Here is a 24921-nt window from a genome sequence, read left to right as displayed (position 1 = left end):
CAGTCAACATGAACGCTGCGAGGAGCGGGGAATGCCGGGCGAAGGTGACGAGAATTACCTGACCACCGCCGAGGTGGCGCGCCGTCTGCAGGTGAAACCGGCGACGGTCTACGCCTACGTCAGCCGCGGCCTCCTCACCAGCGTCCGCGCCCGCGGCCGCCGCGGCAGCCTGTTCCCCACCGCCGACGTCGAACGCCTCGCAGCCCGCTCCGTCGAACACTCCGGCGTGGTGGAACGCATCGAATCCGAACTGACTCTCCTCGAGGAGGACGAGCTCTACTACCGAGGCCAGTCCGCCCGCGACCTGGCCACAACCGCCACCCTCGAACAGGTAGCCACCCTCCTCTGGACACCCGGAGACACGAGTGCGGTGGCGGGAGAGGGCTTGTTCGCGGCAGATCGGGAGGGGGTCTTGCTGGCCCGGCGGGCTATGGGGGTGGTGCCGGAGGGGGCTCGGGTGACGGATCGGTTGCGGGTGGCGGTGGCGGTGCTGGGGGCTGCGGATCCGTTGCGGTTCGACTTGTCGGCGGCTTCGGTGACGGCGGCGGCCGGGAGGTTGATCGGGACATTGATCGCGGCGCTGCCGGGGCCTACGGCCGTCGGTACGACGGTGGGCGGGAAACTCTGGCCGAAGCTCTCCGACGCGGAACCGCGGCCGGAGGTGCTCGACGCGGCGCTGATCCTGCTCGCCGACCACGGGCTCGCGGTCTCCACCATCGCGGCCCGGGTCGCGGCCAGCGCCCGCGCGAACCTGTACGCCGTCGTCTCGGCAGGCCTCGGCGCGCTCGACGGGCAGTACCACGGCGCCGCACCGACCCTCGCCTACGAGTTTCTGGAGCGCGCGCAACGGGATCCGGTGCAGGCACTCTCGGACCAGTTGCGATCCGGCGAACCGGTCCCCGGCTTCGGCCACCGGATCTACCAGCACCGCGACCCGCGCGCCGACGTACTGCTCGAGCTCCTCGGCGACCACCCGATCGTCGGCACGATCCGGGCGGTCGCCGCGCGGACGCCGACGTTCCCCAACAGCGACCTCGCGATCGCCGCGATCATGCACGCGTACGACTTCCGCCCCGACGCCGGAGACGCCCTCTTCGCCTTGGCCCGGATGGTGGGCTGGACCGCGCACGCCCTGGAGGAGTACGCGGCCCCAGCCCTCCGTTTCCGGGCCATGGGCATCTACACCGGCCAGACGACGTGACTATTTGGCGGTGAGCCTGATGAGGGTCGCGGCGCCCGGAGCGAGCGTCACCGGGATCTGACCGACGCGTTGTGGGGCGTACTGCTGACGAGCCGGCTGGAAGATTCCGGCCGAGCCGACGGTCTGGCTGTTGAGCGAGACCACCGCGCGGGCGCGGGTGCTGTGGGAACGGTTGGCGACCAGGAGCCAGCGGTCGCCGGAGGTGGTGTCCCGCGGGCGGAGCGTGCCGACGACGACCGGATCTCCGGAGATTCCGGACACCAGGCTCGTCGGCGTGAAACCGACGGTCCCGTTCGGCAGCGGGGTTTCGTTGACATGTTCGACGGTCTCGGACACCAACGGTTTCAGCTCGCGTCCGACCTGGTGCAGCCAGGTGGTGTTGATCTGCTGCGCGGCGTAGTAGCGCGACGTGCGTTCGCCGTCCACCGTGATCAGCGCCGGCCCGAACCCTTCCCCGCGGGCGGCTTCCGGCGTCCAGTAGGTGAAGTACTGGATCCCCTTGGCGCCGTACGCGAGGCTGATGTTCACCTGCCAAAGCAACTCGGCCGCGGTCGGCTCGCGATGGTTGTTGTAGGCAAGCGTCTGGATGAACACCCAGGACGGGATGTCGCCGTGCAGCGCGGCGTCGCGGACGATCGCCCAGTTGTGGAAGTAGTTCGCGTCCTCGCGGCCCTCGGACAGCAGCGGGTACCGGTCGAACGAGATCAGCGACGGTTTCACCACGTCGACGAAGTTCCGGTAGTACGACGCGTCGTCGGACGGGAACAGGTTGATGTACGGCAGCAGTTGCGGCGCCAGCTCGCGGGAGATCGCCAGCGCCTTGGCCAGCGTCGCGAACCAGCCTGCGCCGGGTTCGTCGTAGAAGTTGAAGCCGGCCAGCGACGAGTACGGGCCGTACGCGTTCCGGGCCCGGGTGTAGAACTCCTTGGCCTCGGCCGGGGTGATGCTGAGGAAGTCCGTCGTGGTGTCGGAGATCGAGAACCAGCGGGACATGTTGCGGATCTGGATGTCGTCGGAGATCAGCATCTTCAGGCCGGCGTCCCGGGCCAGCCCGAGCTGGTAGGTGAAGATGTTGCCGTCGCCGGCGTAGTTGCCGGAGATGACGAAGTCGAACCCGGCGTTCTTGATCTCCGCGAACCGCTCCGCGGTGCTCGCGAACGGATGCGGCGGCCAGAACAACCCGATCGGGAAGTCCGGCCCGCCCGTCAGCGGAAGTGCGTCCGGCGACGGTACGGCGACCTCGGCAGCAGCCGAAGCCATCGAAGCGGAGGCGGTGGAGGCGGAGGCGACCGAGGCGGACGCCGCGGTGAGGGCGGTGGCGCCCGCGCCGAGCAGCAGGCTGCGGCGGCTCGGGCCAAGGGTCTGGTGTGGACTCTGCATGACTCTCCTTCGGAAGGCGGTCGAACGGAGTGCGGGAGTTCAGGAACGGTGGCGATGCGTCGACACCGCGTCGGCCGTGGCGTCGAAGGCCTGTTCGGCCAGGGGGTAGTCGCGTTGCGCGACGCCGAGGTAGAGCGCGTCGAGGACGATCATCTGGGCGTGCCGCCCGGACAGGCCGCCGGTGCGGAACGTGACGTCGCGGGCGGCGGTGACCAGCACGATGTCGGCCGCCTGCGCCAGCGGCGACCGCGGATAGTTGGTGATGGCAACAGTCGTCGCGCCCTGCCGGCCGGACCGGGTCATCGGCTCCAGAACCTCGAGCGTCTCGCCGCTGTGCGAGATCCCGATCGCGACATCACCGCTGCCGAGCAGCGCGGAGCTGGCCAGCGCGGTGTGCACGTCGCTCCAGGTGCTCGCGCCGCGCCCGATCCGGTGCAGCCGCAGGCGCAGGTCCTCGGCGACGGCGGCCGACCCGGCGACGGCGTACAGGTCGATCCGGCGGGCGTTCGAGATCGCCTCGACGGCGCGCCCGAGCGCGTCCACGTCGAGCGCGGCGACGGTGTCCTCGAGCGCGCGGGTGTCGGCGCGCAGCAGGGTCCGCAGTACGTCGTCGAGCGAATCGTCCGGACCGACCTCCGAGCCGGTGCCCCGCTCCCAGCTCGGACTGGTTCGTCCGCTCTCGGCCGCCAGCGTCAGGCGCAGCTCGGCGTACCCGGACAGTCCGAGTGCGAGACAGAACCGCGTGACGCTGGGCAGCGACGTGCCGCACCGGGCCGCCAGCTGCCCGATCGTCGACGAGGCGACCGCCGCCGGGTCCCGCAGGACCTCGGCGGCGATCCGCGCCTGCGCCGGGCTGAGCGCCGGCAGCAGGCCGTGGATGCGTGCCTCCAGGCTCGGCGGCGGCGACTCGACAGCGCTCATGTGAAGAATTCTCAGAGCACTCCGACGCTATTTACAAGAATTCACGCCGACCGGTTCCGGCCAGCCGATTCACACGCGATCAGAACAGGGCGGCCATCAGCCGGCGACGGGCCTTGCCGACCCGCTCGTCGTCCGCGCCGATGACCTCGAACAGCTCGAGCAGGTGCAGCCGCACGGTGTTCCGCTCGTCGCCCGCGGTCGCCTGGACGGTGGCGATCAGCCGCGCGAACGCGTCGTCCACGTGCCCGCCCATCAGGTCCACGTCGGCGACCAGCATCTGCGCCTCGACGTCCGCGGGGTTGTCGGCCGCCCGCGTCCGGACATCGGCCGGCACGTCCTGCGTCCGCTTCACCAGCTGCACACGGGCCAGCCCCGACTTCGCCTCGGCGTCGTTCGGCGTCTCCTTCAGCAGCTCCTCGTACGCCGCGATCGCGCCGTCCAGATCGCCCGTGCCGATCGCGTTCTCGGCCTTCTCGTACCGCGGGTTCGGCGGCTCTTCCTCGTCCGCGGCCGGTCCGTCCACCGCCGGGCCGACCGGCTCGGCGCGGCCGGAGATCCCGTTCGCGACCGCGACCGTCAGCAGTTGGTCGAGGTACTGCCGCGCCTCCGGCTCGCCGAGCGCGCCCTGGAACAGCGGCACGACCTGCCCGCGCAGGACGGCGATCACCAGCGGAACCGTCTGCACGCCGACCGCCTGCGCGAGCTGCGGGTTCGCGTCGATGTCGATCCGCGCGAGCAGGAACTTCCCGGCGTACTCCGTGGACAGCGCGGCGAGCACCGGGCCGAGCGCGACCGACGCCTGCGAGCGCGGCGACCAGAACTCGACGACCACCGGGACCTGCAGCGAGCGCTCGATGACGTCGCTCTGGAAGGTCGGCTCGCTCACGTTCAGCACGTACGACCCCGCGGCACCGCCGCCGCCGACCGGCGCACCGCCCGCCGGTCCTCCGGGCGCCGGCGCACCGGCAGGCTTGCGCAGGGCCGACAGGTCGATCGCCCCGGGACGGGAGAAGTTGGACTGGCTCACCACTGTCCTCGCAATCCGTACGTACCGTTCACAGGTCTATCCTCTACGACGCGACCGAACCGCGCTGCGCCCGGGTCGCCATCAGCAGCCGGGCGAGCCCGCTACGGGTGCCCGCGACCGCGAGCCGGTCCCCCGGCCGCAGCACCCGGTCCGGCTCCGGATCCCAGTCCCACGGGCCGTCGAAGTCCTGCCGGGCCAGCACGCGCAGCCCGCCGGCCTCGTCCAGTTCGCCGAGTCGCAGCCCGCCCGCGACCGACCCGGACTCGACGTTCACCTCGGTCAGCAGCAGGACGCGGCGTCCGGCCGGGATCGTCACCTGCTTGCGCCGGTTGGCGACCGCGGCCGCGACCGCCGGCGCCACCAGCATCGACACCGACCGGCTGTGGCCGAGGCCCAGCCGGCGCTCGACCCGCTGCGCGAGGTCGTGGTCGAACATCCGCATCGTGATCCGGGCCTCCGGGTTCAGGTCCCGGGCCACCATCGCCGACTCCAGGTTGGTGATGTCGCCGTCGGTGATCGCGAGCACCGACTGACAGCGCTGGACGCCGGCCGACCGCAGCGTCTCCTCGTTGCTGCTGTCCCCGATCACGACCGGGATCCGCAGCCGGTGCGCGACCAGGACACCGGGCGCGTCCTCGTCCTGGTCGACGCCGACGACCGCGACGCCCCGCTCGGTGAGGATCTCCAGCACCCGCGCGCCGACCGTCCCGAGGCCGCACACCACGACGTGGTTGCGCGGCCGGCCGCGGACGCCGCCGATGATCCGCGACAGCCGGGCGCCGATCAGCGAATCGACCACGACCGCGGTCAGCAGCGCCATCAGCACGATCCCGGTCAGCTGCACCATGACCGCACTGACCTTCACCCACGGCTGGGCGTCGTTGAACTTGTCGTCGTCGATCCCCGCCGAGGTCACCACGCCGACCGCGAGATAAAGCGCCCGCCACCACTCGATCCCGCCGAAGTAGTGGACGATCGCCGTACCGGCCGCGACCAGGAGCGCCATCACCGCGGCGATCTTCCGCACCCGGCTGTCCAGGATGTCGCGAACCGCCATGAACCAGCCTGCGGGGCGGACGTCGCGACTGCGCCAGATCGGCCGTACGCCGGTACCGAGCACGATGTCGCCGTCCGGGTCCGCGCTCGACGCCGGCAGCAGCTGCGGTGTGGCCGACGAGGTGGTGTCCGCGAGCACCGTCGTGTGTGGCTCGCGGATCAGGTCGGCCGGCCCCACGACGACACGCTGGCCGCCGAGCTCCATCCAGGTCAGCTCGTCGTCCTCGAGGGCATCCGACACGAACGCGGGCGCGGCCAGCGACGGCCCGTTGACCACCACACAGTCGCCGAGCAGGTCGTTGAGCTGCTTGCTGAGCCGCGGGTTCACCATCTGTACGACGATCCGCAGCTCCGGATCCATGTCCCGCGCGGTCAGGGCGGTGTGCACGTTGTGGACGTCGTCGGTGTCCAGCAGGACCAGGGCGCGGGCGGTCGACGGCGTACCGTCGTCGTCCGCGTCGACCCCTGCCCGGCGCAGCAGCCCCTCGCTGATCACCCGCGCGCCCATCACGGTCGCGCCGAGCTCACCGATCCGGTCGTAGTGCCGGGACGCCGGGTTCACGATCGCGGTCACCCGCTCGCCGGAACTGACCAGCTCGGTCACCACGCGCAGCATCGTCCGGTCCGAACCGCAGACCACGACCCGGCGGCCGTCGGCCGGATCGCGGGCGCCGTCCTGACCGGACGGCGGCGGCTCGTCAGAATCGGGCGGGCTCCCGGTACTCTCCCCACTGTTCCCGAAGAACGTGACAGATTTCCCCCATCGTGGCCTCCGCACGCACTGCCTCCAGCATGGGCTCGATCAGGTTGCCAGTGCCGCTGGCCGCCTCCACCAGAGCCGATAGCGTACGACGTACCCGGTCCTCGTCGCGGTGGGACTTGCGCTCCGCCAGCACCCGGCACTGCTCGACCTCGACCTCGTGCGAGACCCGGAGGATCTCCAGCTCGCCGGACACGGTGTCGGTGAGCGTGTTCACGCCGACGATCTTCTTCTCGCCCTTCTCGAGCTTCTGCTGGTACTCGAACGCGGCGTCGGCGATCTCGGCCATGAACCAGCCGTCCTCGATCCCGCGCAGGATTCCGCCGGTCATCGTCTCGTCCGGGCTCATCTCCTTGATCCGCGCGAAGATCTCCTCGGCCTCGGCCTCGATCTCGTCGGTGAGCGCCTCGACGTACCAGGAACCGCCGAGCGGGTCGGCCACGTTCGTGACGCCGACCTCCTCCATCAGCACCGACTGGGTGCGCAGCGCGATCTCGGCCGACTCCGCGGTCGGCAGCGCGAGGGTCTCGTCGAGCGCGTTGGTGTGCAACGAGTTCGTCCCGCCGAGCACGGCGGCCAAGGCCTCGACGGCGGTCCGTACGACGTTGTTGTACGGCTGCTGGGCCGTCAGCGAGACGCCGGCGGTCTGGGTGTGGAACCGCAGCCACTGGGCCTTGTCGGTCTTCGCCCCGTACACGTCGCGCAGCCAGCGCGCCCAGATCCGGCGGGCAGCCCGGAACTTGGCGATCTCCTCGAAGAAGTCCAGGTGGCTGTCGAAGAAGAACGACAGGCCGGGCGCGAACACGTCGACGTCCAGGCCGCGGGACAGCCCGAGCTCGACGTACCCGAAGCCGTCGGCGAGGGTGTAGGCGAGCTCCTGCGCGGCCGTCGAGCCGGCCTCGCGGATGTGGTAGCCGGAGACGCTGAGCGGCTTGTACGCCGGGATCGTGGTCGCGCAGTACTCCATCAGGTCGCCGATCAGGCGCAGGTGCGGCTCCGGCGGGAACAGCCACTCCTTCTGCGCGATGTACTCCTTGAAGATGTCGGTCTGCAGCGTCCCGTTCAGCTTCGAGATGTCCGCGCCCTGGCGCTCGGCGGCAACCAGGTACATGCAGAACGCCGGTACGGCGGGGCCGGAGATCGTCATCGAGGTGGTCACGTCCTGGAGCGGGATGTCCTTGAACAGCCGGTCCATGTCGGCGGCCGAGTCGATCGCGACACCACAGTGCCCGACCTCGCCGAGCGACTTCGGCTCGTCGGAGTCGCGGCCCATCAGCGTCGGCATGTCGAACGCGACCGACAGGCCGCCACCGCCGCCGTTCAGGATCATCTTGTACCGCTCGTTGGTCTGCTCGGCGTTGCCGAAGCCGGCGAACTGACGGATCGTCCAGGTGCGGCCGCGATAGCCGGTCGCGTACAGCCCGCGGGTGAACGGGAACTCGCCCGGCCAGCCGATCCGCTCCATCCGCGGGTCGTCGACCCCCTCGGGCGGCCCGTACACCGGCCGGACCTCGGTGCCGGACAGCGTGGTGAAATCCGCCTCCCGCGTGCGCGCCGCGTCGTACCGCTGCTGCCACCGGCTCCGGCCGGCCGCGATCTGCTCGGCATCCATCAGTCAGACCTCCCTAGAGACTGGTCCCAAAATACTAGGACGTCCAACTATTTTCCACTGCCGGACGCCCAGCACTCACCAACCTCAGCGCAGCGCGCCAGGTCGCCCGGCCCCGAGCGTGCCGGCGTGGTTCGTGGCGCGGTTGGTGAGTGGTGGGCGTCCGCCCGTCAGGCGAAGTCGCCGGCGTTGTGGCGGAGGGGTTCGAGGACGGACCAGAGCATCTTCAGCTGGTCGTCGGTGAGGCCGGACAGGGCGAAGTCCGCGGCGACCAGGTCGGCGGTGGCGCGTTCGACCAGGTCGCGGCCCTCGGGGGTGATCTCGCAGAGCACCGCGCGGCCGTCGTCGGGGTGCGGCGTCCGGGTCACCAGCCCGGCCGCCTCCAGCCGGCGCACGATCGACGTCACCGAGGTCGGGTGCACCTGCAGCCGCTCCCCCATCTTGCCGAGCGGCAGCGACCCGCGGCGCGAGAACGTCAGCAGCACCAGGGCCTCGAACCGGGCGAAGGTCAGACCGTGCTTGCGGAGGATCTCGTCCAGCTCGTTGATCACGATCTGCTGCGCGCGCATCAGCGACGTGACGGCCCGCATCTGCTCGACGGCGCCCCAGCGCCGGCCCCACTGCCGCGACGCCTCGTCGATCGGATCGAACGGCAACGCCCTCTTCCTGGCCATGGGCGGAACCTTAACCCCACACTTGTCCCACCATGTCGAGAAGACTCAGAGATTCGGACTTCCCCGCGCTGGGGACCGACGCGCCCGCCGAGCAGCTGATCAGTATCCGGTTCCGTTGGTACGCCGCGCAGTCCCGGCGGGCCCGCATCTGGTACCGCGCGCTCGGCACCGTGCAGCTCCTGGCCGCCCTGGTGATCGCGATCTCCGTGGCCATCAAGGCGCCCACCTGGCTCGCTCCGACGCTGGGCGGTGTGATCGCGCTGGCCGAGGGGATCCGGACCTTGTTCGGGTTCAAGGACTCCTACCCGACCTACACCCGGACCGCGCAGGAGTTGCGGAACGAGGCCTGGCTGTACGCCCAGAAGGCCGGACGGTACGCCAAGGCCGGCGACCCGGTGAAGCTGCTCGCCGAGCGGGTCGTCGAGATCAGCCACACCGAGACCGAGGACTGGGAGGCGGCGCTCAAGGCGCGAAGCGTCTGAAGGTGCGCGCCTGAAACTGTCCACGGGCCCTGCGATGGTTCGGGCATGGACTTTCTGGAGCATGTGCGGGTCGAGAGCGCCCGGCTCGGCGAGGTGGCGCGGACCGGGCTCGACGCGGCCGTGCCCAGCTGCCCGGGGTGGACGGTCGACGACGTGGTGCGGCACGTCGCGACGGTCTACGTGCACAAGGTCGAGGTGCTCAAGCTCGGCGCCCTCCCCGACCCGTGGCCGCTGGACTTCTCCGGCCGCACCTCTCTGGAGTGGTACGACGACGCTCGGGCGGCGATCGTCGACGCGCTGACGGCGGCCGGGACCGGGACGCCGACGTGGACGTTCAGCCCGCGCGACCCGACGTCGGCGTTCTGGCACCGGCGGATGGCGCACGAGACCGTCGTGCACCGGATCGACGTCGAGCAGGCGCACGACGCGGTCAGCCCGATCGATCCCGAGCTGGCCCTCGACGGCATCGACGAGATCCTGTACCCGACGCTCGGCGGCCCGTGGTGGGAGGAGGGCGACACGGCGTACCCGATCGACGCGACGGTCCGGCTCACCGCGGCCGGCCGCTCCTGGACCGTGTCCGCCGACGCGACGCGGGTCGACGTACGGCAAGGGGCCGACGGCGATGTGGCGGCGGAGGTCACCGGGGATCCGGCGCAGGTCTATCTGTGGTTGTGGGGCAGGGCCGGCGAGGACACGATCGAGGTCGTGGGCGACCCGACCGTGGTGCGCGCCTTCCGCGGAAGAATTTCCGAGGCTTCGCAGTGATGATGTCCTCTGTGGGGGTTGGCGTTCGTTCCCTTCACAACAGACGAGAAGGAGGACTCCCATGGCGCAGTACCTAGCACTGACCTACACCGCCGACGTCGACTGGTGGGCGCCCGAGCAGGCCGAGGAGCTGGCCGAGTACCGCAGGTTCGGGGCCGAGTTCGCCGAGCAGGTCAAGGCGAGCGCCGTGCTGCACCCGACCTCGACGGCGACCGTCGTCCGGGTCGAGGGCGCCCGCGGCGGACCGGTGGTCACCACCGACGGCCCGTACGCCGAGACCAAGGAAGCGCTGACCGGCTACTACCTGATCGAGGCCGCCGACCTCGAGGAAGCGGTGCGGATCGCCGCCGAGATCCCGGCCGCCTGGGGCGGCGCGGTCGAGGTCAGGCCGGTCATCCTGGCCAGATGAACCACGACGCCCTCGCCGAGACGATCCGGATCGAGGGAACGCGGATCCTCGCGACCCTGATCCGGACCGTCGGCAACGTCCAGCTCGCCGAGGACGCCGTCCAGGAAGCGGCGGTGGCGGCGCTCGGCGCGTGGCCGGTCACCGGCGTACCGCCGGAACCGCGCGCCTGGCTCACGGTGACCGCGCGGCGCAAGGCGATCGACATCATCCGCCGGGAGCAGTCGCGCGGCGCCAAGGAGCGCGACGGCGCGGACCTGATCGAGCTGTCCAAGCGGGAGGTCGACACCGAGGACGTCGTCCAGGACGACCTGCTGCGGCTGATCTTCACCTGCTGCCACCCGTCGCTGTCCCCGCCGACCCGGGTCGCGCTCGCGCTCCGCACCCTCTGCGGCCTCTCGCCCGCCCAGATCGCCGGCGTCCTACTCACCACCGAGGCGGCGACGACGAAGCGGTTGGTGCGGGCGCGGCAGAAGATCGCGGCCGCTCGGATCCCGTACCGGGTGCCCACGGAGGACGAGCTCCCCGAACGGCTGCCCGCGGTCTGCGCGGTCATCCACAGCCTCTACACCGCCGGCCATGCACCGGCCGAGGGCGACGCGGCGTACGACGTCGACCTGTGCGGCGAGGCGATCCGGCTGGCCGAGCTGCTGCACTCGCTGCTTCCCGGTCAGCCCACGCCGACCGCGGTTCTCGCGCTCCTGCTCCTCACCGAGGCGCGTCGACCGGCCCGCCTCGACGACGCCGGCGACGTCGTCACGCTCGACCTGCAGGACCGCTCGTTGTGGAACCAGGAACTCATCACGCGCGGCGTGACGCTGCTCAACGATTCACTCGAACGGTCCGCCCGGCAGGCCGACGCCTACCAACTGCAGGCCGCGATCGCGGCCGAGCACGCGCGCGTCCCCAGCTACCCGGCCACCGACTGGCGCGAGATCGTCCGGCTGTACGACCTGCTCGTCGAGGTCTCCCCCAGCCCGGCCGCCGACCTCGCCCGCGTCGTCGCGATCGCCGAAACCGGCGAGGTGGACACCGCACTCGAACTCCTCGACGCGATCCCGCCCAGCTCCCGCCGGCACGCGGTCCGGGCCGAGCTGCTCGCCCGCACCAAGCGGTACGCCGAAGCCGTCAACGAACTGGACCAAGCGCTGGCCGTCGCCCCGCCCAACCATCCCGAACGCTCACACCGGGAACGCCGCCGGGCCCATTTCCGCCGGCTCGCCCAGCGACAACCGCTCGAGCACTGAACCCGCGTGGGTCAGTCGTTGTCGGTCCAGTTGCCGCGCTCGCTGTTGAAGATCGACTTCGAGCCGGACGACGGCGGAGACGCCGGACGGGACTGGTGCGCGGCGGCCGGCGCCGGTGTACTCGCGATGACCTCCTGCGCCGAGTCCATCCCGATCGGACCGGTGCCGTCGTCGTCGGAGTCCTCGTCCCCCTGGAGTACGTCGACACTCGCCGAGGCCCGCAGGCCGGTGCGCTGGATGACCCGCTGGATGGTCAGGTCGCGGTCGTCGGGCCGGCTGACCCACTTGATCTCACGGAAGCCCTGGTCCTGCGCGGCGGACTCGAAGACGAAGTGGCCGTAACCGAAGACCCTGCCGATGATCGGCTTCTGCAGGGTGATGTCGAGGACCCGCGCGATCGGGGTCGTCGCGACGGTCTGGGAGAACACGCCGCGGATCCGCATCACCCGCATGTTGGTGACCACGAACCGGTCCCGATGGTGGGTGAGGAACTGCCAGAAGGCATGCGCGCACAGCACGAGCACGATCGCCAGCAGCACCGGCTGCCCGCCGATCGCGGTGGTGGCCATCGTGACCAGCAGCGCCGCCGCCAGCACCACCTCGAGCATCGGCACCGAGTACACCACCCAGTGCTGCCGGACCTCGTCGATGACGACTTCGCCCTCGTCCGAGATCAGATGGCGCCGGACCTTCGGGTCGAAGATCCGGAACAGGCCTATTCCGGCCATCCGCTCACTCCCCTGTCACGCTGTTGTGTGACCCCGTACATCCAAGTGTCCCGCACGACGGCGCGTCACGGGACACTCGAAACGGCAGATCAGCTGAACAGCGCTGTCAGGAAGGCGATGACGCTGGTGAAAGCGTCACCAACAGCCGAGAACGCGCCACCTACCGCGTTGGCGGCGTTGGCCGGCTGAGTGAACAGATAGAAGCCGGCAAAGGCGATGAGCGACCAGATCAACAGCTTCTTCGGCATGTCGCCACTCCTTGTTCCTAACCCACTCGGTCGACTGTGTTTGAGTTTGTATCACGGACCGTCACCAATTGTCACTGACTGAACACAGCCCACCGCACAATGCTCACCAGCTACAAGGTCCATTCTGTAACGGATTGGGGGGCACGGCAGCCATCGGCGCGCCGCCCTGAGACGGGGACCACCGTACTCAGCGTAAATCCCGCGGTATTTGCCCGGATTCGGCACAACTCCTGGTGAACGAAAAGCAAAGACACAATGTGACACTGCGTGGCCGGCTGTTGCACGGCGAGACAATCGTCACAGCGCGGCGATCAACTCGTCGGCCGCCGAATACGGGTCCGTGCCGCCGTCGGCGACCTTCGCCGCGAGGACGTCGAGCCGCGCGTCACCGTGCAGGTGCGCGAACCGGGCGCGCAGCGCGGTGGTCGCGATCGCCTCGATCTCGTCCCGGGCGCGGCTGCGCCGGCGGTCGGTGAGCACGCCGTTCCCGCGCATCCACTCCAGCCGGTCCTCGATCGCCTGCACCACCTCCGCGACACCCTCGTTGCGGGACGCAACCGTCTTCAGGATCGGCGGCAACCAGGCCCCGTCGGCCCGCTCGGCCAGCGCCAGCATCGCCCGGAGGTCCCGGGTGACCGACTGGACGCCGTCCCGGTCGGCCTTGTTCACCACGTAGATGTCGCCGACCTCGAGGATCCCGGCCTTGGCCGCCTGGATGCCGTCGCCCATCCCGGGCGCCAGCAGCACCAGCGTGGTGTCCGCCATCCCGGCGATCTCGACCTCGGACTGCCCGACGCCGACGGTCTCCACCAGCACCACGTCGAACCCGGCCGCGTCCAGCACCCGCAGCGCCTGCGGCGTCGACCACGACAGCCCGCCGAGATGCCCGCGCGACGCCATCGACCGGATGAACACCCCGCGATCGGTCGCATGGTCCTGCATCCGCACCCGGTCGCCGAGCAGCGCGCCGCCCGAGAACGGTGACGACGGGTCGACCGCAAGGACGCCGACCCGCTTCCCGGTCTCCCGGTACGCCGACACCAGGGCCGAGGTCGACGTCGACTTGCCGACGCCGGGCGACCCGGTGATGCCGACGATGTGCGCATGGCCCGCGTACGGCGCCAGCGCGGCCATCACGTCCCGCAGCAGCGGCGACTCGTCCTCGACCAGCGAGATCAGCCGGGCCACGGCCCGGGAGTCACCCTCCCGGGCCCGCTCGACCAGCTCGCCGACAGGCGCCGTACGACGTGGCATCAGCTCTGGGTCAGCTCTGGGGGACCCGCACGATGAGTGCGTCCCCCTGGCCACCGCCACCGCACAGCGCGGCCGCGCCGACACCGCCGCCGCGGCGGCCGAGCTCGAGCGCCAGGTGCAGCACCAGACGCGCGCCGGACATCCCGATCGGGTGGCCGAGCGCGATCGCGCCGCCGTTCACGTTCACCTTGTCCTCGCCGACCTGCAGCTCCCGCGCGGACGCGATCCCGACCGCCGCGAACGCCTCGTTGATCTCGATCAGGTCGAGGTCGGCCGGCGCGATGCCTTCCTTCGCGCAGGCCTTCACGATCGCGTTGGCCGGCTGACTCTGCAGCGTCGAGTCCGGTCCGGCGACCGAGCCGTGCGCGCCGATCTCGGCGATCCAGCTGAGCCCGAGCTCCTCGGCCTTCGCCTTGCTCATCACGACGACCGCGCAGCCGCCGTCGGAGATCTGCGAGGCCGAACCGGCGGTGATCGTGCCGTCCTTGCCGAAGGCCGGCCGCAGCTTGGCCAGCGCCTCGACAGAGGTGTCGCCGCGGACGCCTTCGTCGCTGTCGACCACGATCGGGTCGCCCTTGCGCTGCGGCACCTCGACCGGGACCACCTCGTCGGCGAACAGGCCGTTCTTCCAGGCCTCGGCGGCGCGCTGGTGCGAACGGGCGCTGAACTCGTCCTGCTCCGCGCGGCTGAGCTTCTCGACGGTGTTGTTCTGCTGGTCCGTCAGCGCACCCATCGCCTGGTCGGTGAAGGCGTCCCACAGCCCGTCGTACGCCATCGAGTCGACCAGCGTGGTGTCGCCGTACTTGAAGCCCTCGCGGGACTTCGGCAGCAGGTGCGGCGCGTTGGTCATCGACTCCATGCCGCCGGCCACGACGATCTCGTACTCGCCGGCGCGGATCAGCTGGTCGGCGAGGGCGATCGCGTTCAGCCCGGACAGGCAGACCTTGTTGATGGTGATGGCCGGGACGTCCATCGGGACGCCGCCCTTGACCGCGGCCTGACGGGCGGTGATCTGACCGCCGCCGGCCTGCAGGACCTGGCCCATGACGACGTACTCGACCTGGTCCGGCGCGACGCCGGCCTTGTCCAGTGCGCCCTTGATCGCGAACCCGCCGAGCTCGGCGCCGGTGAAGCCCTTGAGGCCACCCAGCAACCGCCCGATCGGGGTCCGTGCACCGGCGACGATGACGCTTGAGTTCCGCGTGTCAGACATGCCGTCACGATACCTGCGCAGGCACTGGTACGCCGCTGGTCGAGCACGTCAGACGGGTCACACGGATCGTGTCGGGTGGGCCACTTTCGATGGCCTCCGCAGACGTCCTGGGCCACGCTGGCGGGATGGATCAGTTGTTCGACGCGATCGACCACGTCGGCATCGCAGTGCCCGACTTCGACGAGGCCGTCCGGTACTACGCCGACGTGTTCGGCATGACTGTGGCGCACGAGGAGGTCAACGAGGAGCAGGGCGTCCGGGAGGCGATGCTGTCGGTCGGCGACTCGGGCTCCTCGATCCAGCTGCTGGCGCCGCTGTCGGACGCCTCGCCGATCGCCAGGTTCCTCGACCAGCGCGGTCCCGGGATCCAGCAGCTCGCGTACCGGGTCCGCGACCTGGACGCCGTCTCCGAGGTGTTGCGGGAGCGCGGCGCCCGGCTGCTGTACGACGAGCCGAAGCGCGGTACGGCCGGCTCGCGGGTCAACTTCGTGCACCCGAAATCGGCCGGCGGCGTGCTCGTCGAACTCGTGGAGCCACCGGTCTCCCACCCGGCGTGACGGCTCGCTAAAACACCGCCCCGAGTTGCCGGACAGGGCCTAAGCTGTGCGGGTGCTGAAGGACAGCGCCACCGATTCCTCCCATGGTGCGCCGGCCGGGTTCGAGCACGACGCCTTCGTCCACGCGTCGGACGAGGAGTTCGTGCAGCGCGCGGCCGGGTTCGTACGGCAGGGGCTGGCGGCGGGGGAAACCATCGTGGCCGTGCTGCCACCGGAGCGGATCGCCGTGCTGCGCGACGCCCTCGGACCGTTGCGGCACGACGTCTGCTTCACCGACATGACCGTTGCCGGGGGCAACCCCGCGCGGCTGATCCCGTTCTGGCGGGACATCCTCGACCAGCACCCCGGCCCGGTCCGCGCGCTCGGCGAGCCGGCGTACCCCGGCCGCAGCCAGGCGGCGTACGACGAGGTGCTGCTGCACGAGGCGCTGACCGGCATCGCCTTCGCGCACGACCGGTCGTTCCGGCTCTGTTGCGCGTACGAGGCGTCCGTGGGGATCGATCCGACGGCGACGCATTCGGCGGCGGAAGCCCTTGCGGAGAAGGGATTCCGGACCGCGCTGGACGACATCCCGGACCGCGCCGAGCGCTGGGAGTTCGGGCCCGACGAGCTCGGGGAGATCCGGCAGTGGCTGAGCGGGCGGGCGGCGTCGCACGGGGTGTCGCGCGACCGGCTCGAGGATCTGTCGCTGGCCCTGCACGAGATCTGCACGAACAGCATCCGGTTCGGAGGTGGGCGCGGCCGGCTGGCGGTGTGGATCGCCGACGGCACGCTGATCTGCGACGTCCTCGACCGTGGGCGGATCGACAACCTGCTGATCGGGCGGGTGCTGCCGCCGCTGGACGGGCTCGGCGGCCGGGGCGTCTGGCTGGCCAACCAGCTGTGCGACCTGGCGCAACTGCGATCGGGCGACGGCTTCACGCAGGTGCGGCTGCACACGCGACTGCGATAAGACCACTGACAACGGTGGACTGGAAAAGTGACGGTCGTCTCACCCGTCCTCCGCTGTGTTACAGGGCACAGCCACGCGTGCATACTCGACGGTAAGTTCCGCTCACACAGACCGCCGTTCCAGGAGGTACTTTCGTGAAGCAGATCCTCGATGCGATCCTCTCCGGCGACACTGCCGCCGTCGGTGAGCTCGACGTACCGGACCACTACCGGGGCATCACCGTGCACGCCGACGAGGCGACGATGTTCGAGGGCCTGGACGCGAAGGAGAAGGACCCGCGCAAGAGCCTGCACCTCGACGACGTCCCGACCCCCGAGCTCGGCCCGGGCGAGGCGCTGGTCGCGGTGATGGCCAGCGCGATCAACTACAACACCGTCTGGACGTCGATCTTCGAGCCGGTCTCGACGTTCTCGTTCCTGAAGCGGTACGGGAAGCTGTCGCCGCTGACCGCCCGGCACGACCTGCCGTACCACGTGGTCGGCTCCGACCTCGCCGGCGTCGTCCTGCGGACCGGCCCGGGCGTGAACGCGTGGAAGCCGGGCGACGAGGTGGTCGCGCACTGCCTGTCGGTCGAACTGGAGTCGCCGGACGGGCACAACGACACGATGCTCGACTCCGAGCAGCGGATCTGGGGCTTCGAGACGAACTTCGGCGGCCTCGCGGAGCTGGCGCTGGTGAAGTCCAACCAGCTGATGCCGAAGCCCGCGCACCTGACCTGGGAGGAGGCGGCGTCCCCCGGCCTGGTGAACAGCACGGCGTACCGCCAGCTGGTGTCGGCCAACGGCGCCAACATGAAGCAGGGCGACGTGGTGCTGATCTGGGGCGCGTCCGGCGGCCTGGGGTCGTACGCGACGCAGTTCGCGCTGAACGGCGGCGCGATCCCGGTCTGCGTGGTGTCGTCGCCGGAGAAGGCCGAGATCTGCCGCGCGATGGGCGCCGAGCTGATCATCGACCGGTCGGCCGAGGGATACCGGTTCTGGAAGGACGAGACCACCCAGGACCCGAAGGAATGGAAGCGGCTCGGCGCGCGGATCCGCGAGCTGACCGGCGGCGACGACCCGGACATCGTGTTCGAGCACCCGGGCCGGGAGACGTTCGGCGCCTCGGTGTACGTCGCGCGGCGCGGCGGGACGATCGTGACGTGTGCGTCGACGTCGGGATTCATGCACGAGTACGACAACCGGTACCTGTGGATGAACCTGAAGCGGATCATCGGCTCTCATTTCGCCAACTACCGCGAGGCCTGGGAGGCGAACCGGCTGATCGCCAAGGGCATGGTGCACCCGACGGTCAGCAAGGTCTACCCGCTCGAGGACACCGCGCAGGCGGCGTACGACGTGCACCGCAACCTGCACCAGGGCAAGGTCGGCGTCCTCACCCTGGCCCCCACCGAAGGCCTCGGCGTCCGCGACACCGCACTGCGCGACAAGCATCTGGACGCCATTAATCGCTTCCGTAACAGGTAGGGCATGTCCTCCATTTCCACGCCGTCGCGAGCAGGTGCTCGGTGCGGTGCATCGGCGTGCGGGGGCGAAGGTCTCGATGCGGAGCATCGTGGCCTTTGCACCCGTGCGGCGAGGTGCCGTGCCGAGTGCCGCGCAGTAGGCGTGGGAATGGAGGACATGCCCTCGGTGCGATTGGGCGTTTGAACCGGGTTCTGACAGGCTTATGGTGGGGGATTCACTGAAAGCCGCCAGAAGGGAATCTCGGGAAATGCCTGACGAGTCGAGCCTGCCGTTCTTCGATCGCACGGCGACCGCGGCCGGGGGCTTCCCGGTCAGCCGCCGCGGGTACGACAAGCAGGCCGTGGACGACTACGTCCGCGCGCTGGAGATGCAGCTGGTCGAGGCCCGCAACCGCGCCGACAGCCTGCAGCAGAGCGTCGCGCCGATGCAGCAGCAGCTCGAGGAGACCCGGCGTCAGCTGGAGGCCAGCGCCAACCCGTCGTACGCCGGGCTCGGCGACCGCGCCGCGCAGATCCTCCGGCTCGCCCAGGACCAGGCGTCCGAGGCGCTCGAGGAGGCCAAGCGCGAGGCCGAGGAGCTGCGCGCGAACGCCGCCAAGGAGGCGTCGGCCGCGCGCGCGACCGGCGACCGCGAGGCCGAGGACATCCGGACCGTCGCGCTCAACGAGGCCGACAGCATGCGGCGTACGGCGGAGGGCGACGCGGCCGAGCTGCGGCGGACCGCGGAGACCGAGGCGGCCGAGGTCCTGCAGGCGGCCCAGCGGAAGGCGGAGCAGCTGCAGCTGACGGCCGAGTCGCAGTCCAGCACGCTGAAGAACGGCGCGCTGCACGAGGCCGAGAAGATCCGGACCGCGATCCAGCGCGAGTCGGCGGCGCTGCGGGCGCGGCTGGCGGACGAGCGCGAGCAGCAGGCCAAGGAGCTCGCCGACAAGCACCAGCAGATCGCGGCCGACACCGAGAACCTGACTACCCAGATGAAGGAGGCCGCCGAGGCGTCCGAGCGCCGGGTGGCCGAGGCGACCGAGCAGGCCCGCAAGGTCCGCGCCGAGGCCGAGGAGTCGGCCGAGCGGACGCTGTCGCGCGCCCGCCGGGAGGCCGAGCAGTTGCTGACCACCGCGCGGACCCGCGCCGAGGCCGAGCTCGCGAACGCCGCCGACGAGGCGGAGCGGTCCCGGACCGTCGTCGCCCGCGAGACCGAGCGGCTGGCGAAGCGCCGCGACGGCATCCTCACCCAGATCGCCGGCCTGAACGAGATCGCCAGCAACATCGCCCGCCAGGCGGCCGAGCTCGACTCCGAGACCGCCGCGGCGCCGTACGTGAACCCGTTTGCCCGGGGCACCGAGTCGTCGTCCGGTCTCGCGGACAACGGTCCGTCCGGCCGCGGGACCCAGGGCGGCAGCCCGTTCGGCACACCCGGCTCCGGCGCGGGCAGCCCGTTCGCCTCCGAGGGCCCGGCGGTGAGCCCGTTCTCCGGAGAGGGTTCGTCCACGTTCTCCCCCGAGGCCACCTCAAGCCCGTCTGCTGGCACGTTCTCGCCCGAGGCTTCGTCGAGCTCGGCCGCTGGCACGTTCTCGCCCGAGGCTTCGTCGAGCCCGGCTGCTGGCACGTTCTCGCCCGAGGCTTCGTCGGGCTCGGCCACGTCCGATGTTGCGGCGTCCGGTGCCGGCTCGGCCGCGTTCCCTGCGGAGTCCCCGGCTGATGCTCCGGCCGACGACGACAACCCGTACCCGGCGACCACGCCGGAGGACAACCCGTTCCCCGGAGCGACGCCGGCCGCGTCCGGCTCGAGCGACACGTCGTACGACGACGACGAAGAGGGGCCGTTCACCGGCGCGAGCCCGTTCGTCGGTGCCGGGGCCGGGGACGCGCGCGTCGACGAGACCCGGATCGACACCAATCTGCGCGTCGACCCGAAGGACGCCGACGACCTCGCGGACAAGACCAGCCGGTCCGCCGGCGGGCCGGCCGACGCCGACGACGCCGCGGAGGACGCCGAGGAGCCGAAGGACTCCACGATGGTGGACGAGTTCCGGCTGAGTGACCTCGCGAGCGAGGAGACTCGGGGCCAGACGCGGCCGTCCGCCCCGGCAAAGTCCGGGAGCACGCCGTCCGCGGGCGACACCACGACCACCTCGAGCGCGCGATCCCCGAAGGACAAGATGTGACGCCACCCGGCGACGACACCTCCACAGCGACCCCGGACGCGGACCTCGCCGAGGCAACGCGCGAAGCGAAGTCCGCGGCCGCGAAGGCCGAAGCCGCCGCCGGCAAGAGCGAACAAGCCGCCACCCAAGCCACCACCTCCGCCAACGAGGCGGAGGCCGCGGCCGAAGCCGCCGACTCCTCCGCGGACAAGGCAACCGACGCCGCCCGCTCCGCCGACTCCTCCGCAGACGAGGCAGCCGACTCCGCACACACTGCGGACGTGTCGTCCGACGAGGCAGCGGGCTCCGCACGCGCGGCCGACTCCTCCGCGGACGAGGCGACCGATTCAGCACGCTCCGCCGACTCGTCATCCGACCAGGCAGCCGACTCCGCGCGAGCCGCGGACGTGTCCTCCGACGAGGCGGCCGACTCGGCGCGGCAGGCGGATGCTTCAGCCGACGAGGCCGACGCCTTCGCCGACAAGGCGGACGTCTCGGCCGACAAGGCCGATGGCTCCGCGGACAAGGCCGATGGCTCCGCGGACAAGGCCGGCGCTTCCGCCGACAAGGCGGACGTCCCGGCCGACAAGGCTGATGTCTCCGCGGAGGAGGCTGCGGCGGCTGGGCATCTGGCGGATACGGACATCGCGGACGAGCTGCTGATCGAGCAGCGGCATCCGTCGGTCGGTATGGGTACGCCGGGCCCGCCACTGCGCCGGGGCAACCCGTTCACGTTCGGCTTCTTCGCCGCGCTCGGCGTGCTCGTCGCCTGGGGGCTGTGGAACGCAGCCGGCCAGGCGCGCTCGGTCCTGATCCTGCTGCTGGTCTCGATGTTCATCGCCGTCGGCCTGAACCCGCTGGTCGAGTGGTTCATGCGCCGCGGCCTGAAGCGCGGTCTGTCGGTCGGCGTGGTGTTCCTGCTGATGATCCTCGCGGTCGCCGGCGTCGGGTTCGCGATCGTGCCGGTGGTCACCGACCAGGTCAACAGCCTGATCAAGAACGCGCCCGAGTGGCTCGACCTGCTGACCAAGTCGAAGACCCTCAACGAGCTCGACAACAAGTACCACTTCATCCAGAAGGCCCAGGACTACATCCAGGACCCGGCGCTGGCGCAGCGCGCGTTCGGCGGGATCCTCGGTGTCGGCAGGGTGGTGGCGGGCGCGCTGTTCAACACGTTCACGATCCTGGTGCTGACGCTGTACTTCCTCGCGTCGCTCCCCTCCGTGAAGCGCGCGGCGTACAGCCTGGTCCCCCGCACCCGCCGTACCCGCGTCTCGATCCTCGGCGACGAGGTCCTCGGCCGGGTCGGCGGCTACGTCAGCGGCCAGTTCATGGTGGCGCTGTGCGCGGGTGTCTGCATGTTCATCTTCCTGGAGATCATCGGCCTGCGTGAGTACGCCGTGGCGCTGGCGATCGTGGTGATGTTCTGCGACTTCATCCCGATGGTCGGCGGCCTGATCGGCGTCGTCGTGGTCTCCCTGATCGGCTTCACCGGCGGCCTGTGGACCGGGCTCGCCTGCCTGATCTACGGCATCATCTACCAGCAGGTCGAGAACTACGTCGTGGCCCCGCGCATCATGCGCCGCGCCGTCGACATCCCCGGCGCCGTCACCGTCATCGCCGCCCTCCTCGGCGGCGCCCTCCTCGGCGTCGTCGGCGCCCTCCTCGCCATCCCCTCCGCCGCCGCCATCCTCCTCATCATCCGAGAAGTCTGGGTCCGCAAAGCCGACGCCTCCTAGAACGTCAACGCGTGTCAGACCACCAGAGCAGCTGATCCAGCACCAGCTTGGAGACGCCGAGCTCGACTGCGGCCGCACCGCAGACGACAAGCACTGCGTGCTCGTCCCCCGGTACCCGGAAACCGAGCCGGACGAGCGCGCGCCGTACCCGTACGTCCGGTTTGATCGCGTCCGCGCCGCATCGCATCCTCAAGTACGCGAACAGCGCAAGCCCGATGCCTTTCACGGCGCCGACGTACGGATCGAGCTTGGCCGCATGCTCGAACTCGGCGACACTGTCCGCCCAGCTTTTGATCGCCTGCTCGTCGTCGAGCTCGCGCTCTGCCCCGAACCGCAACAGCCCGGCCGCGACCTGTCGCATAGTCTCGCCCTCACCGTCGCGCAGACCGTACCCGTCCCCCGGCCCATCAGTAGCCAGTGACCCGAGCGTCGGCGCATCACCCGCATACTGCTCGACCATCCGGGCGACCCGCGTCTCGTACTTCCGCCGACGACTCGCCACCACATCGAAGACCATCACCGCTCGCCGCCCGGCGTAGACATTCGCGTACTCCGCCGCATCCCGCCGAGCCTGCACGCCGTACAGCTCGAACTCCGTGCGGAGGTTGCCCATCGCCCCCGACCACCAGGCGTTCCTCGTCAGCGCATTCACAAGAACGGATTAGACCAAGACTGCACCCGACCAGCAATGCCAGCCTCGCGCCTAGTCCGGCGCATCCAAGCGGATGCCCACGCCAGCCGAGAGTCGTCAGAGTTCCTGAAGCACCCAACGGAGCGGCTGAAGCCTGCAAACGGGCGTCGCCATGCCGAGGAACTTGAAGTCGACACTGGCAATCGCGGGTTCATGCAAGCGCTCAGCCAGGGCCAGCACAGTTGCATCCACATAACCAAGCGGTCCCGAGACCAGCTGCGCGCTGAGCTCAGAGGCTCGCGCCCGGTCCTCCTGGGTGGGATCGACGACCTCGAACGCGGCGGTCCTCCGAGTGACCGCCTCGAGGAACCGCACCTCGAGGGCGGGACCGTTGCGGACGTTGTTCCTCAGAAAGTTGCAGGTCTCACCCAGCACGGGCTCTGGAATGAGCAGACGCCCTGGCCACTCCGCCAGAACCTTGGCGCAGCGCACATGGTTCGAATCACGAACGTTGAAGGTGGCGATCAGGGGGCCAGAATCGCAGAGCAGTGCGGTCACGCGCTCCGCCGAGCCGCTTCGATGGCCTCGACTATCTCGCGGTCTTTCCGAGCCTCGGCCTGGATCTCGCGGTACCGGGCTGACAGCTCCGGTTCGTCGATGCTCGCCAGCCCAATCCAAGGGAAGCGCTGCCGCAGCTCCTCCATGTTGATCTGCTCGCCGTCCATGACCTCACTGTAGACGAGGCGAGCCATTTTCCCGGCAACTAGGCGGTGACGTCGAGGATGAAGTGTTGGGCGGGGGTCAGGCGGTTGTAGGTGTTCACGCGGAGGTAGGACTGCTGGTCGAGTTGTTGGGGCAGGTGGCGTAGGGCGAAGTAGGAGTGCATGGCTCGGCGGGGTTTGTCGGTGTGGTTTTGGGTGCCGCCGTGCCAGAGGTGGCTGTTGAAGATGACTACGGTGCCGGCTCGGCCGGTGAGTTGGATCTGGTCGGGGTGGCGGGCGGCGGGGTCCGGCATTTCGTCGGCGGGCATGGTGCCGCGACGGTGGGAGCCGGGGACGACGCGGGTCGCGCCGTTCTGGGGGGTGAAGTCGTCGAGGAGCCAGATCGAGTTGCAGACCTCGTACGCACCCGGCTCGACCGGATGGCCGGAGTCGGCGTGCAGGGCCTGATGTCCTTCGCCGGGTAGTGCCGCGCGGCTGTTGAGCGACGACAGCCGGAACTCGCCCAGTACGTGCCGCATCGCCGCCAGCACCCGCGGGTGGCTGAAGCACACCGCGAACCTCGGGTCCTTGTTGACCAGGTCCGCGAGCCGGTCCGTGCCCTTCTCCTGATGCACCTCCAGGCCGGCCCGGTCCCCCTCGGCGGCGGTCAATTCGGCCAGCCGTTCGTTGATCGCGGCCACCTCGTCCGCCGTCAGGATTCCCTCCAGCGGCAGGTACCCGTCGCGGTCGAGCTGGTCCTTCTCGTCCTGCGTGAGTACGTCGTCGGTCACGCCGAGCTCGCGCAGCGCGGTCGTCATATCCATCCCAAGCACTCCTTCACAAGATGCACGAATCGATGCCAGCATCGACCCGACGGACGCGCGAAACAATGCAGGAGGCGACAGGGCTTATGCACAAATCGCCACGACTCCTCGGCGCCGGCGTCCACACCGCAGCGCCCGGCAAGGACTACCCGCCGCACGCGCACACCTCATGGGAGCTCGTGTACTACGTTCGCGGCCGGATCACCTGCCCTGTCGGCGACGAGACGTACGACGCCACGCCCGGCACCGTGCTCCTCACGCCTCCGCACACATGGCACGCCGAGCTGAGCCGCACCGGGTACGCGAACCGCTTCCTCCAGGTGGACGCCGCAACCACCCACTCGTGGCCGCGCCTGTGCTACGACGACACCGACCACACCCTGCGCCGCGTGTTCGACGCACTCGTCCGCGAGAGCACGCATCCCACGCCCGACAGCGACGAGCTTCGCACGCTGCTGCTGTCCGAACTGGACCTCCGCCTTCGTCGCGCCGCCGCCACGCCCGCCGTAACTCCTGCCGAACAACTCGTCGCCCAGGCGGAGCAGTTGTTCGAAGAACGCTTCGCCGGTGGACTCCGGATCTCACGGGTCGCCGACGAGCTGGGTATCTCCGTCTCCGGCCTCCGGGCCGCGTTCGCCCGCCTCCGCAACACGAGCCCCCAGGCAGCGCTCCAGGCAGTCCGCCTACGTCACGCCCTCGCCCACATCCGCAACTCGACCCTTCCACTCCAAGCCGTAGCCGACCTGACGGGCTACCACTCGGTCAGCCACCTGACCCGTCACGTCAAGTCCGCGACCGGCGCCCCACCAGGCGCCTTACGCGCGATCGGCCCACAGCGCTGACCCGCCGAGTCGTGGCGATTGGCTCCGCCCCCGATCGCCGAGTCGTGAATTGTGGCTGACGATGACAGCCGAAATCCACGACTCGGCGGACA

At 70.2% G+C, this 24921-nt stretch carries 25 protein-coding genes; 11 read left to right on the top strand and 14 right to left on the bottom strand.

What is annotated here, in order from left to right; translation table 11 throughout:
• Positions 1-31: 31 nt before the first annotated feature.
• On the top strand, positions 32-1201 hold the full coding sequence (locus tag AB0I12_RS17455; RefSeq protein ID WP_359930246.1) for a citrate/2-methylcitrate synthase: 1170 nt from the start codon (positions 32-34) through the stop codon (positions 1199-1201).
• Here AB0I12_RS17455 and AB0I12_RS17450 read toward each other — a convergent pair whose 3' ends face one another.
• From AB0I12_RS17450 to AB0I12_RS17425, 6 genes are all read right to left on the bottom strand, one after another.
• The gene (locus AB0I12_RS17450; RefSeq protein WP_359930244.1) at positions 1202-2581 is read right to left on the bottom strand and encodes a hypothetical protein; all 1380 of its coding nucleotides are present in this window, start codon (positions 2579-2581) and stop codon (positions 1202-1204) included.
• A gap of 39 nt (positions 2582-2620) precedes the next feature.
• Entirely contained in the window at positions 2621-3502 is an 882-nt protein-coding gene (locus AB0I12_RS17445; protein WP_355699937.1) for a MurR/RpiR family transcriptional regulator, read from the bottom strand.
• 79 nt (positions 3503-3581) lie between these two features.
• The gene (locus AB0I12_RS17440; RefSeq protein WP_359930242.1) at positions 3582-4529 is read right to left on the bottom strand and encodes a tetratricopeptide repeat protein; all 948 of its coding nucleotides are present in this window, start codon (positions 4527-4529) and stop codon (positions 3582-3584) included.
• A gap of 43 nt (positions 4530-4572) precedes the next feature.
• Entirely contained in the window at positions 4573-6363 is a 1791-nt protein-coding gene (locus AB0I12_RS17435) for an NAD-binding protein (protein WP_359930240.1), read from the bottom strand.
• Positions 6284-7957 carry a methylmalonyl-CoA mutase family protein gene (locus tag AB0I12_RS17430; RefSeq protein ID WP_359930238.1) on the bottom strand — a complete coding sequence of 558 codons (1674 nt, stop codon included), beginning with the start codon at positions 7955-7957 and terminating at the stop codon, positions 6284-6286. Before AB0I12_RS17430 ends, AB0I12_RS17435 begins: the two co-directional genes overlap by 80 nt.
• A gap of 167 nt (positions 7958-8124) precedes the next feature.
• Positions 8125-8628: a MarR family transcriptional regulator gene (locus AB0I12_RS17425; RefSeq protein WP_359930236.1), complete on the bottom strand. Its 504-nt coding sequence runs from the start codon at positions 8626-8628 to the stop codon at positions 8125-8127.
• Between the two features lie 32 nt (positions 8629-8660).
• On the opposite strand from AB0I12_RS17425, the gene AB0I12_RS17420 reads away from it, so the two are divergent.
• From AB0I12_RS17420 to AB0I12_RS17405, 4 genes are all read left to right on the top strand, one after another.
• Entirely contained in the window at positions 8661-9110 is a 450-nt protein-coding gene (locus tag AB0I12_RS17420; RefSeq protein ID WP_355699942.1) for a DUF4231 domain-containing protein, read from the top strand.
• Positions 9111-9155: 45 nt separating this feature from the next.
• A complete protein-coding gene (locus AB0I12_RS17415; protein ID WP_359930234.1) occupies positions 9156-9878 on the top strand; it encodes a maleylpyruvate isomerase family mycothiol-dependent enzyme in 723 nt (240 codons plus the stop codon).
• Between the two features lie 61 nt (positions 9879-9939).
• Complete coding sequence (locus tag AB0I12_RS17410; RefSeq protein ID WP_355699944.1) at positions 9940-10287, top strand: YciI family protein; 348 nt, start codon at positions 9940-9942, stop codon at positions 10285-10287.
• Positions 10284-11531 carry a DUF6596 domain-containing protein gene (locus AB0I12_RS17405; RefSeq protein WP_359930232.1) on the top strand — a complete coding sequence of 416 codons (1248 nt, stop codon included), beginning with the start codon at positions 10284-10286 and terminating at the stop codon, positions 11529-11531. Before AB0I12_RS17410 ends, AB0I12_RS17405 begins: the two co-directional genes overlap by 4 nt.
• Positions 11532-11542: 11 nt before the next feature.
• Here the strand turns inward: AB0I12_RS17405 and AB0I12_RS17400 are convergent, their stop codons facing one another.
• From AB0I12_RS17400 to AB0I12_RS17385, 4 genes are all read right to left on the bottom strand, one after another.
• On the bottom strand, positions 11543-12259 hold the full coding sequence (locus AB0I12_RS17400) for a PH domain-containing protein (protein WP_359930230.1): 717 nt from the start codon (positions 12257-12259) through the stop codon (positions 11543-11545).
• An 89-nt stretch (positions 12260-12348) separates the two neighbouring features.
• Positions 12349-12507, bottom strand: a complete 159-nt coding sequence (locus AB0I12_RS17395; protein ID WP_355483178.1) for a hypothetical protein — start codon at positions 12505-12507, stop codon at positions 12349-12351.
• 297 nt (positions 12508-12804) lie between these two features.
• A complete protein-coding gene (meaB, locus tag AB0I12_RS17390; protein ID WP_359930228.1) occupies positions 12805-13761 on the bottom strand; it encodes a methylmalonyl Co-A mutase-associated GTPase MeaB in 957 nt (318 codons plus the stop codon).
• Between the two features lie 10 nt (positions 13762-13771).
• Positions 13772-14974, bottom strand: coding sequence for an acetyl-CoA C-acetyltransferase (locus AB0I12_RS17385; RefSeq protein WP_359930226.1), 1203 nt, complete (start codon positions 14972-14974; stop codon positions 13772-13774).
• A 125-nt stretch (positions 14975-15099) separates the two neighbouring features.
• Between AB0I12_RS17385 and mce the strand changes: the two genes are divergently transcribed.
• The 5 genes from mce to AB0I12_RS17360 all read left to right on the top strand — a co-directional run bounded on the left by mce (position 15100) and on the right by AB0I12_RS17360 (position 21831).
• A complete protein-coding gene (gene mce, locus AB0I12_RS17380; RefSeq protein ID WP_359930224.1) occupies positions 15100-15531 on the top strand; it encodes a methylmalonyl-CoA epimerase in 432 nt (143 codons plus the stop codon).
• Positions 15532-15583: 52 nt separating this feature from the next.
• Positions 15584-16483: a sensor histidine kinase gene (locus tag AB0I12_RS17375; RefSeq protein ID WP_359930222.1), complete on the top strand. Its 900-nt coding sequence runs from the start codon at positions 15584-15586 to the stop codon at positions 16481-16483.
• 134 nt (positions 16484-16617) lie between these two features.
• Positions 16618-17949, top strand: coding sequence for a crotonyl-CoA carboxylase/reductase (gene ccrA / locus AB0I12_RS17370; protein ID WP_359930220.1), 1332 nt, complete (start codon positions 16618-16620; stop codon positions 17947-17949).
• A 247-nt stretch (positions 17950-18196) separates the two neighbouring features.
• Positions 18197-20113: a transposase gene (locus AB0I12_RS17365; protein WP_359930218.1), complete on the top strand. Its 1917-nt coding sequence runs from the start codon at positions 18197-18199 to the stop codon at positions 20111-20113.
• Positions 20110-21831 (top strand): AI-2E family transporter, encoded by a 1722-nt coding sequence (locus tag AB0I12_RS17360; protein WP_359930216.1) that lies wholly within the window; start codon positions 20110-20112, stop codon positions 21829-21831. Before AB0I12_RS17365 ends, AB0I12_RS17360 begins: the two co-directional genes overlap by 4 nt.
• Before the next feature lie 4 nt (positions 21832-21835).
• Here AB0I12_RS17360 and AB0I12_RS17355 read toward each other — a convergent pair whose 3' ends face one another.
• From AB0I12_RS17355 to AB0I12_RS17340, 4 genes are all read right to left on the bottom strand, one after another.
• A complete protein-coding gene (locus AB0I12_RS17355; RefSeq protein WP_359930214.1) occupies positions 21836-22483 on the bottom strand; it encodes a hypothetical protein in 648 nt (215 codons plus the stop codon).
• A 96-nt stretch (positions 22484-22579) separates the two neighbouring features.
• Positions 22580-23020, bottom strand: a complete 441-nt coding sequence (locus AB0I12_RS17350; RefSeq protein WP_359930213.1) for a PIN domain-containing protein — start codon at positions 23018-23020, stop codon at positions 22580-22582.
• The gene (locus AB0I12_RS17345) at positions 23017-23187 is read right to left on the bottom strand and encodes a hypothetical protein (RefSeq protein ID WP_359930211.1); all 171 of its coding nucleotides are present in this window, start codon (positions 23185-23187) and stop codon (positions 23017-23019) included. Before AB0I12_RS17345 ends, AB0I12_RS17350 begins: the two co-directional genes overlap by 4 nt.
• Before the next feature lie 38 nt (positions 23188-23225).
• On the bottom strand, positions 23226-23987 hold the full coding sequence (locus AB0I12_RS17340) for a phytanoyl-CoA dioxygenase family protein (RefSeq protein ID WP_359930209.1): 762 nt from the start codon (positions 23985-23987) through the stop codon (positions 23226-23228).
• Between the two features lie 86 nt (positions 23988-24073).
• On the opposite strand from AB0I12_RS17340, the gene AB0I12_RS17335 reads away from it, so the two are divergent.
• On the top strand, positions 24074-24829 hold the full coding sequence (locus tag AB0I12_RS17335; RefSeq protein ID WP_359930207.1) for an AraC family transcriptional regulator: 756 nt from the start codon (positions 24074-24076) through the stop codon (positions 24827-24829).
• Positions 24830-24921: the final 92 nt, after the last annotated feature.

Origin of the sequence: Kribbella sp. NPDC050459, assembly GCF_040655315.1 — a bacterium.
Taxonomy (GTDB): Bacteria; Actinomycetota; Actinomycetes; order Propionibacteriales; family Kribbellaceae; genus Kribbella.
Note: the sequence above shows the minus strand (reverse complement) of the source record. Positions and strands in the feature narration are given on the sequence as shown.

What these genes read in the sequence shown, in the direction of transcription:
- AB0I12_RS17420 (WP_355699942.1), top strand. Translation starts at nt 8,661, where the DNA reads ATGTCGAGAAGACTCAGAGATTCGGACTTCCCCGCGCTGGGGACCGAC.
- AB0I12_RS17430 (WP_359930238.1), bottom strand. Translation starts at nt 7,957, where the DNA reads ATGGATGCCGAGCAGATCGCGGCCGGCCGGAGCCGGTGGCAGCAGCGG.
- AB0I12_RS17400 (WP_359930230.1), bottom strand. Translation starts at nt 12,259, where the DNA reads ATGGCCGGAATAGGCCTGTTCCGGATCTTCGACCCGAAGGTCCGGCGC.
- AB0I12_RS17405 (WP_359930232.1), top strand. Translation starts at nt 10,284, where the DNA reads ATGAACCACGACGCCCTCGCCGAGACGATCCGGATCGAGGGAACGCGG.
- AB0I12_RS17345 (WP_359930211.1), bottom strand. Translation starts at nt 23,187, where the DNA reads ATGGACGGCGAGCAGATCAACATGGAGGAGCTGCGGCAGCGCTTCCCT.
- AB0I12_RS17340 (WP_359930209.1), bottom strand. Translation starts at nt 23,987, where the DNA reads ATGGATATGACGACCGCGCTGCGCGAGCTCGGCGTGACCGACGACGTA.
- AB0I12_RS17445 (WP_355699937.1), bottom strand. Translation starts at nt 3,502, where the DNA reads ATGAGCGCTGTCGAGTCGCCGCCGCCGAGCCTGGAGGCACGCATCCAC.
- AB0I12_RS17410 (WP_355699944.1), top strand. Translation starts at nt 9,940, where the DNA reads ATGGCGCAGTACCTAGCACTGACCTACACCGCCGACGTCGACTGGTGG.
- AB0I12_RS17455 (WP_359930246.1), top strand. Translation starts at nt 32, where the DNA reads ATGCCGGGCGAAGGTGACGAGAATTACCTGACCACCGCCGAGGTGGCG.
- AB0I12_RS17395 (WP_355483178.1), bottom strand. Translation starts at nt 12,507, where the DNA reads ATGCCGAAGAAGCTGTTGATCTGGTCGCTCATCGCCTTTGCCGGCTTC.
- mce (WP_359930224.1), top strand. Translation starts at nt 15,100, where the DNA reads ATGGATCAGTTGTTCGACGCGATCGACCACGTCGGCATCGCAGTGCCC.
- AB0I12_RS17365 (WP_359930218.1), top strand. Translation starts at nt 18,197, where the DNA reads ATGCCTGACGAGTCGAGCCTGCCGTTCTTCGATCGCACGGCGACCGCG.
- AB0I12_RS17425 (WP_359930236.1), bottom strand. Translation starts at nt 8,628, where the DNA reads ATGGCCAGGAAGAGGGCGTTGCCGTTCGATCCGATCGACGAGGCGTCG.
- AB0I12_RS17385 (WP_359930226.1), bottom strand. Translation starts at nt 14,974, where the DNA reads ATGTCTGACACGCGGAACTCAAGCGTCATCGTCGCCGGTGCACGGACC.
- AB0I12_RS17335 (WP_359930207.1), top strand. Translation starts at nt 24,074, where the DNA reads ATGCACAAATCGCCACGACTCCTCGGCGCCGGCGTCCACACCGCAGCG.
- AB0I12_RS17415 (WP_359930234.1), top strand. Translation starts at nt 9,156, where the DNA reads ATGGACTTTCTGGAGCATGTGCGGGTCGAGAGCGCCCGGCTCGGCGAG.
- meaB (WP_359930228.1), bottom strand. Translation starts at nt 13,761, where the DNA reads ATGCCACGTCGTACGGCGCCTGTCGGCGAGCTGGTCGAGCGGGCCCGG.
- AB0I12_RS17450 (WP_359930244.1), bottom strand. Translation starts at nt 2,581, where the DNA reads ATGCAGAGTCCACACCAGACCCTTGGCCCGAGCCGCCGCAGCCTGCTG.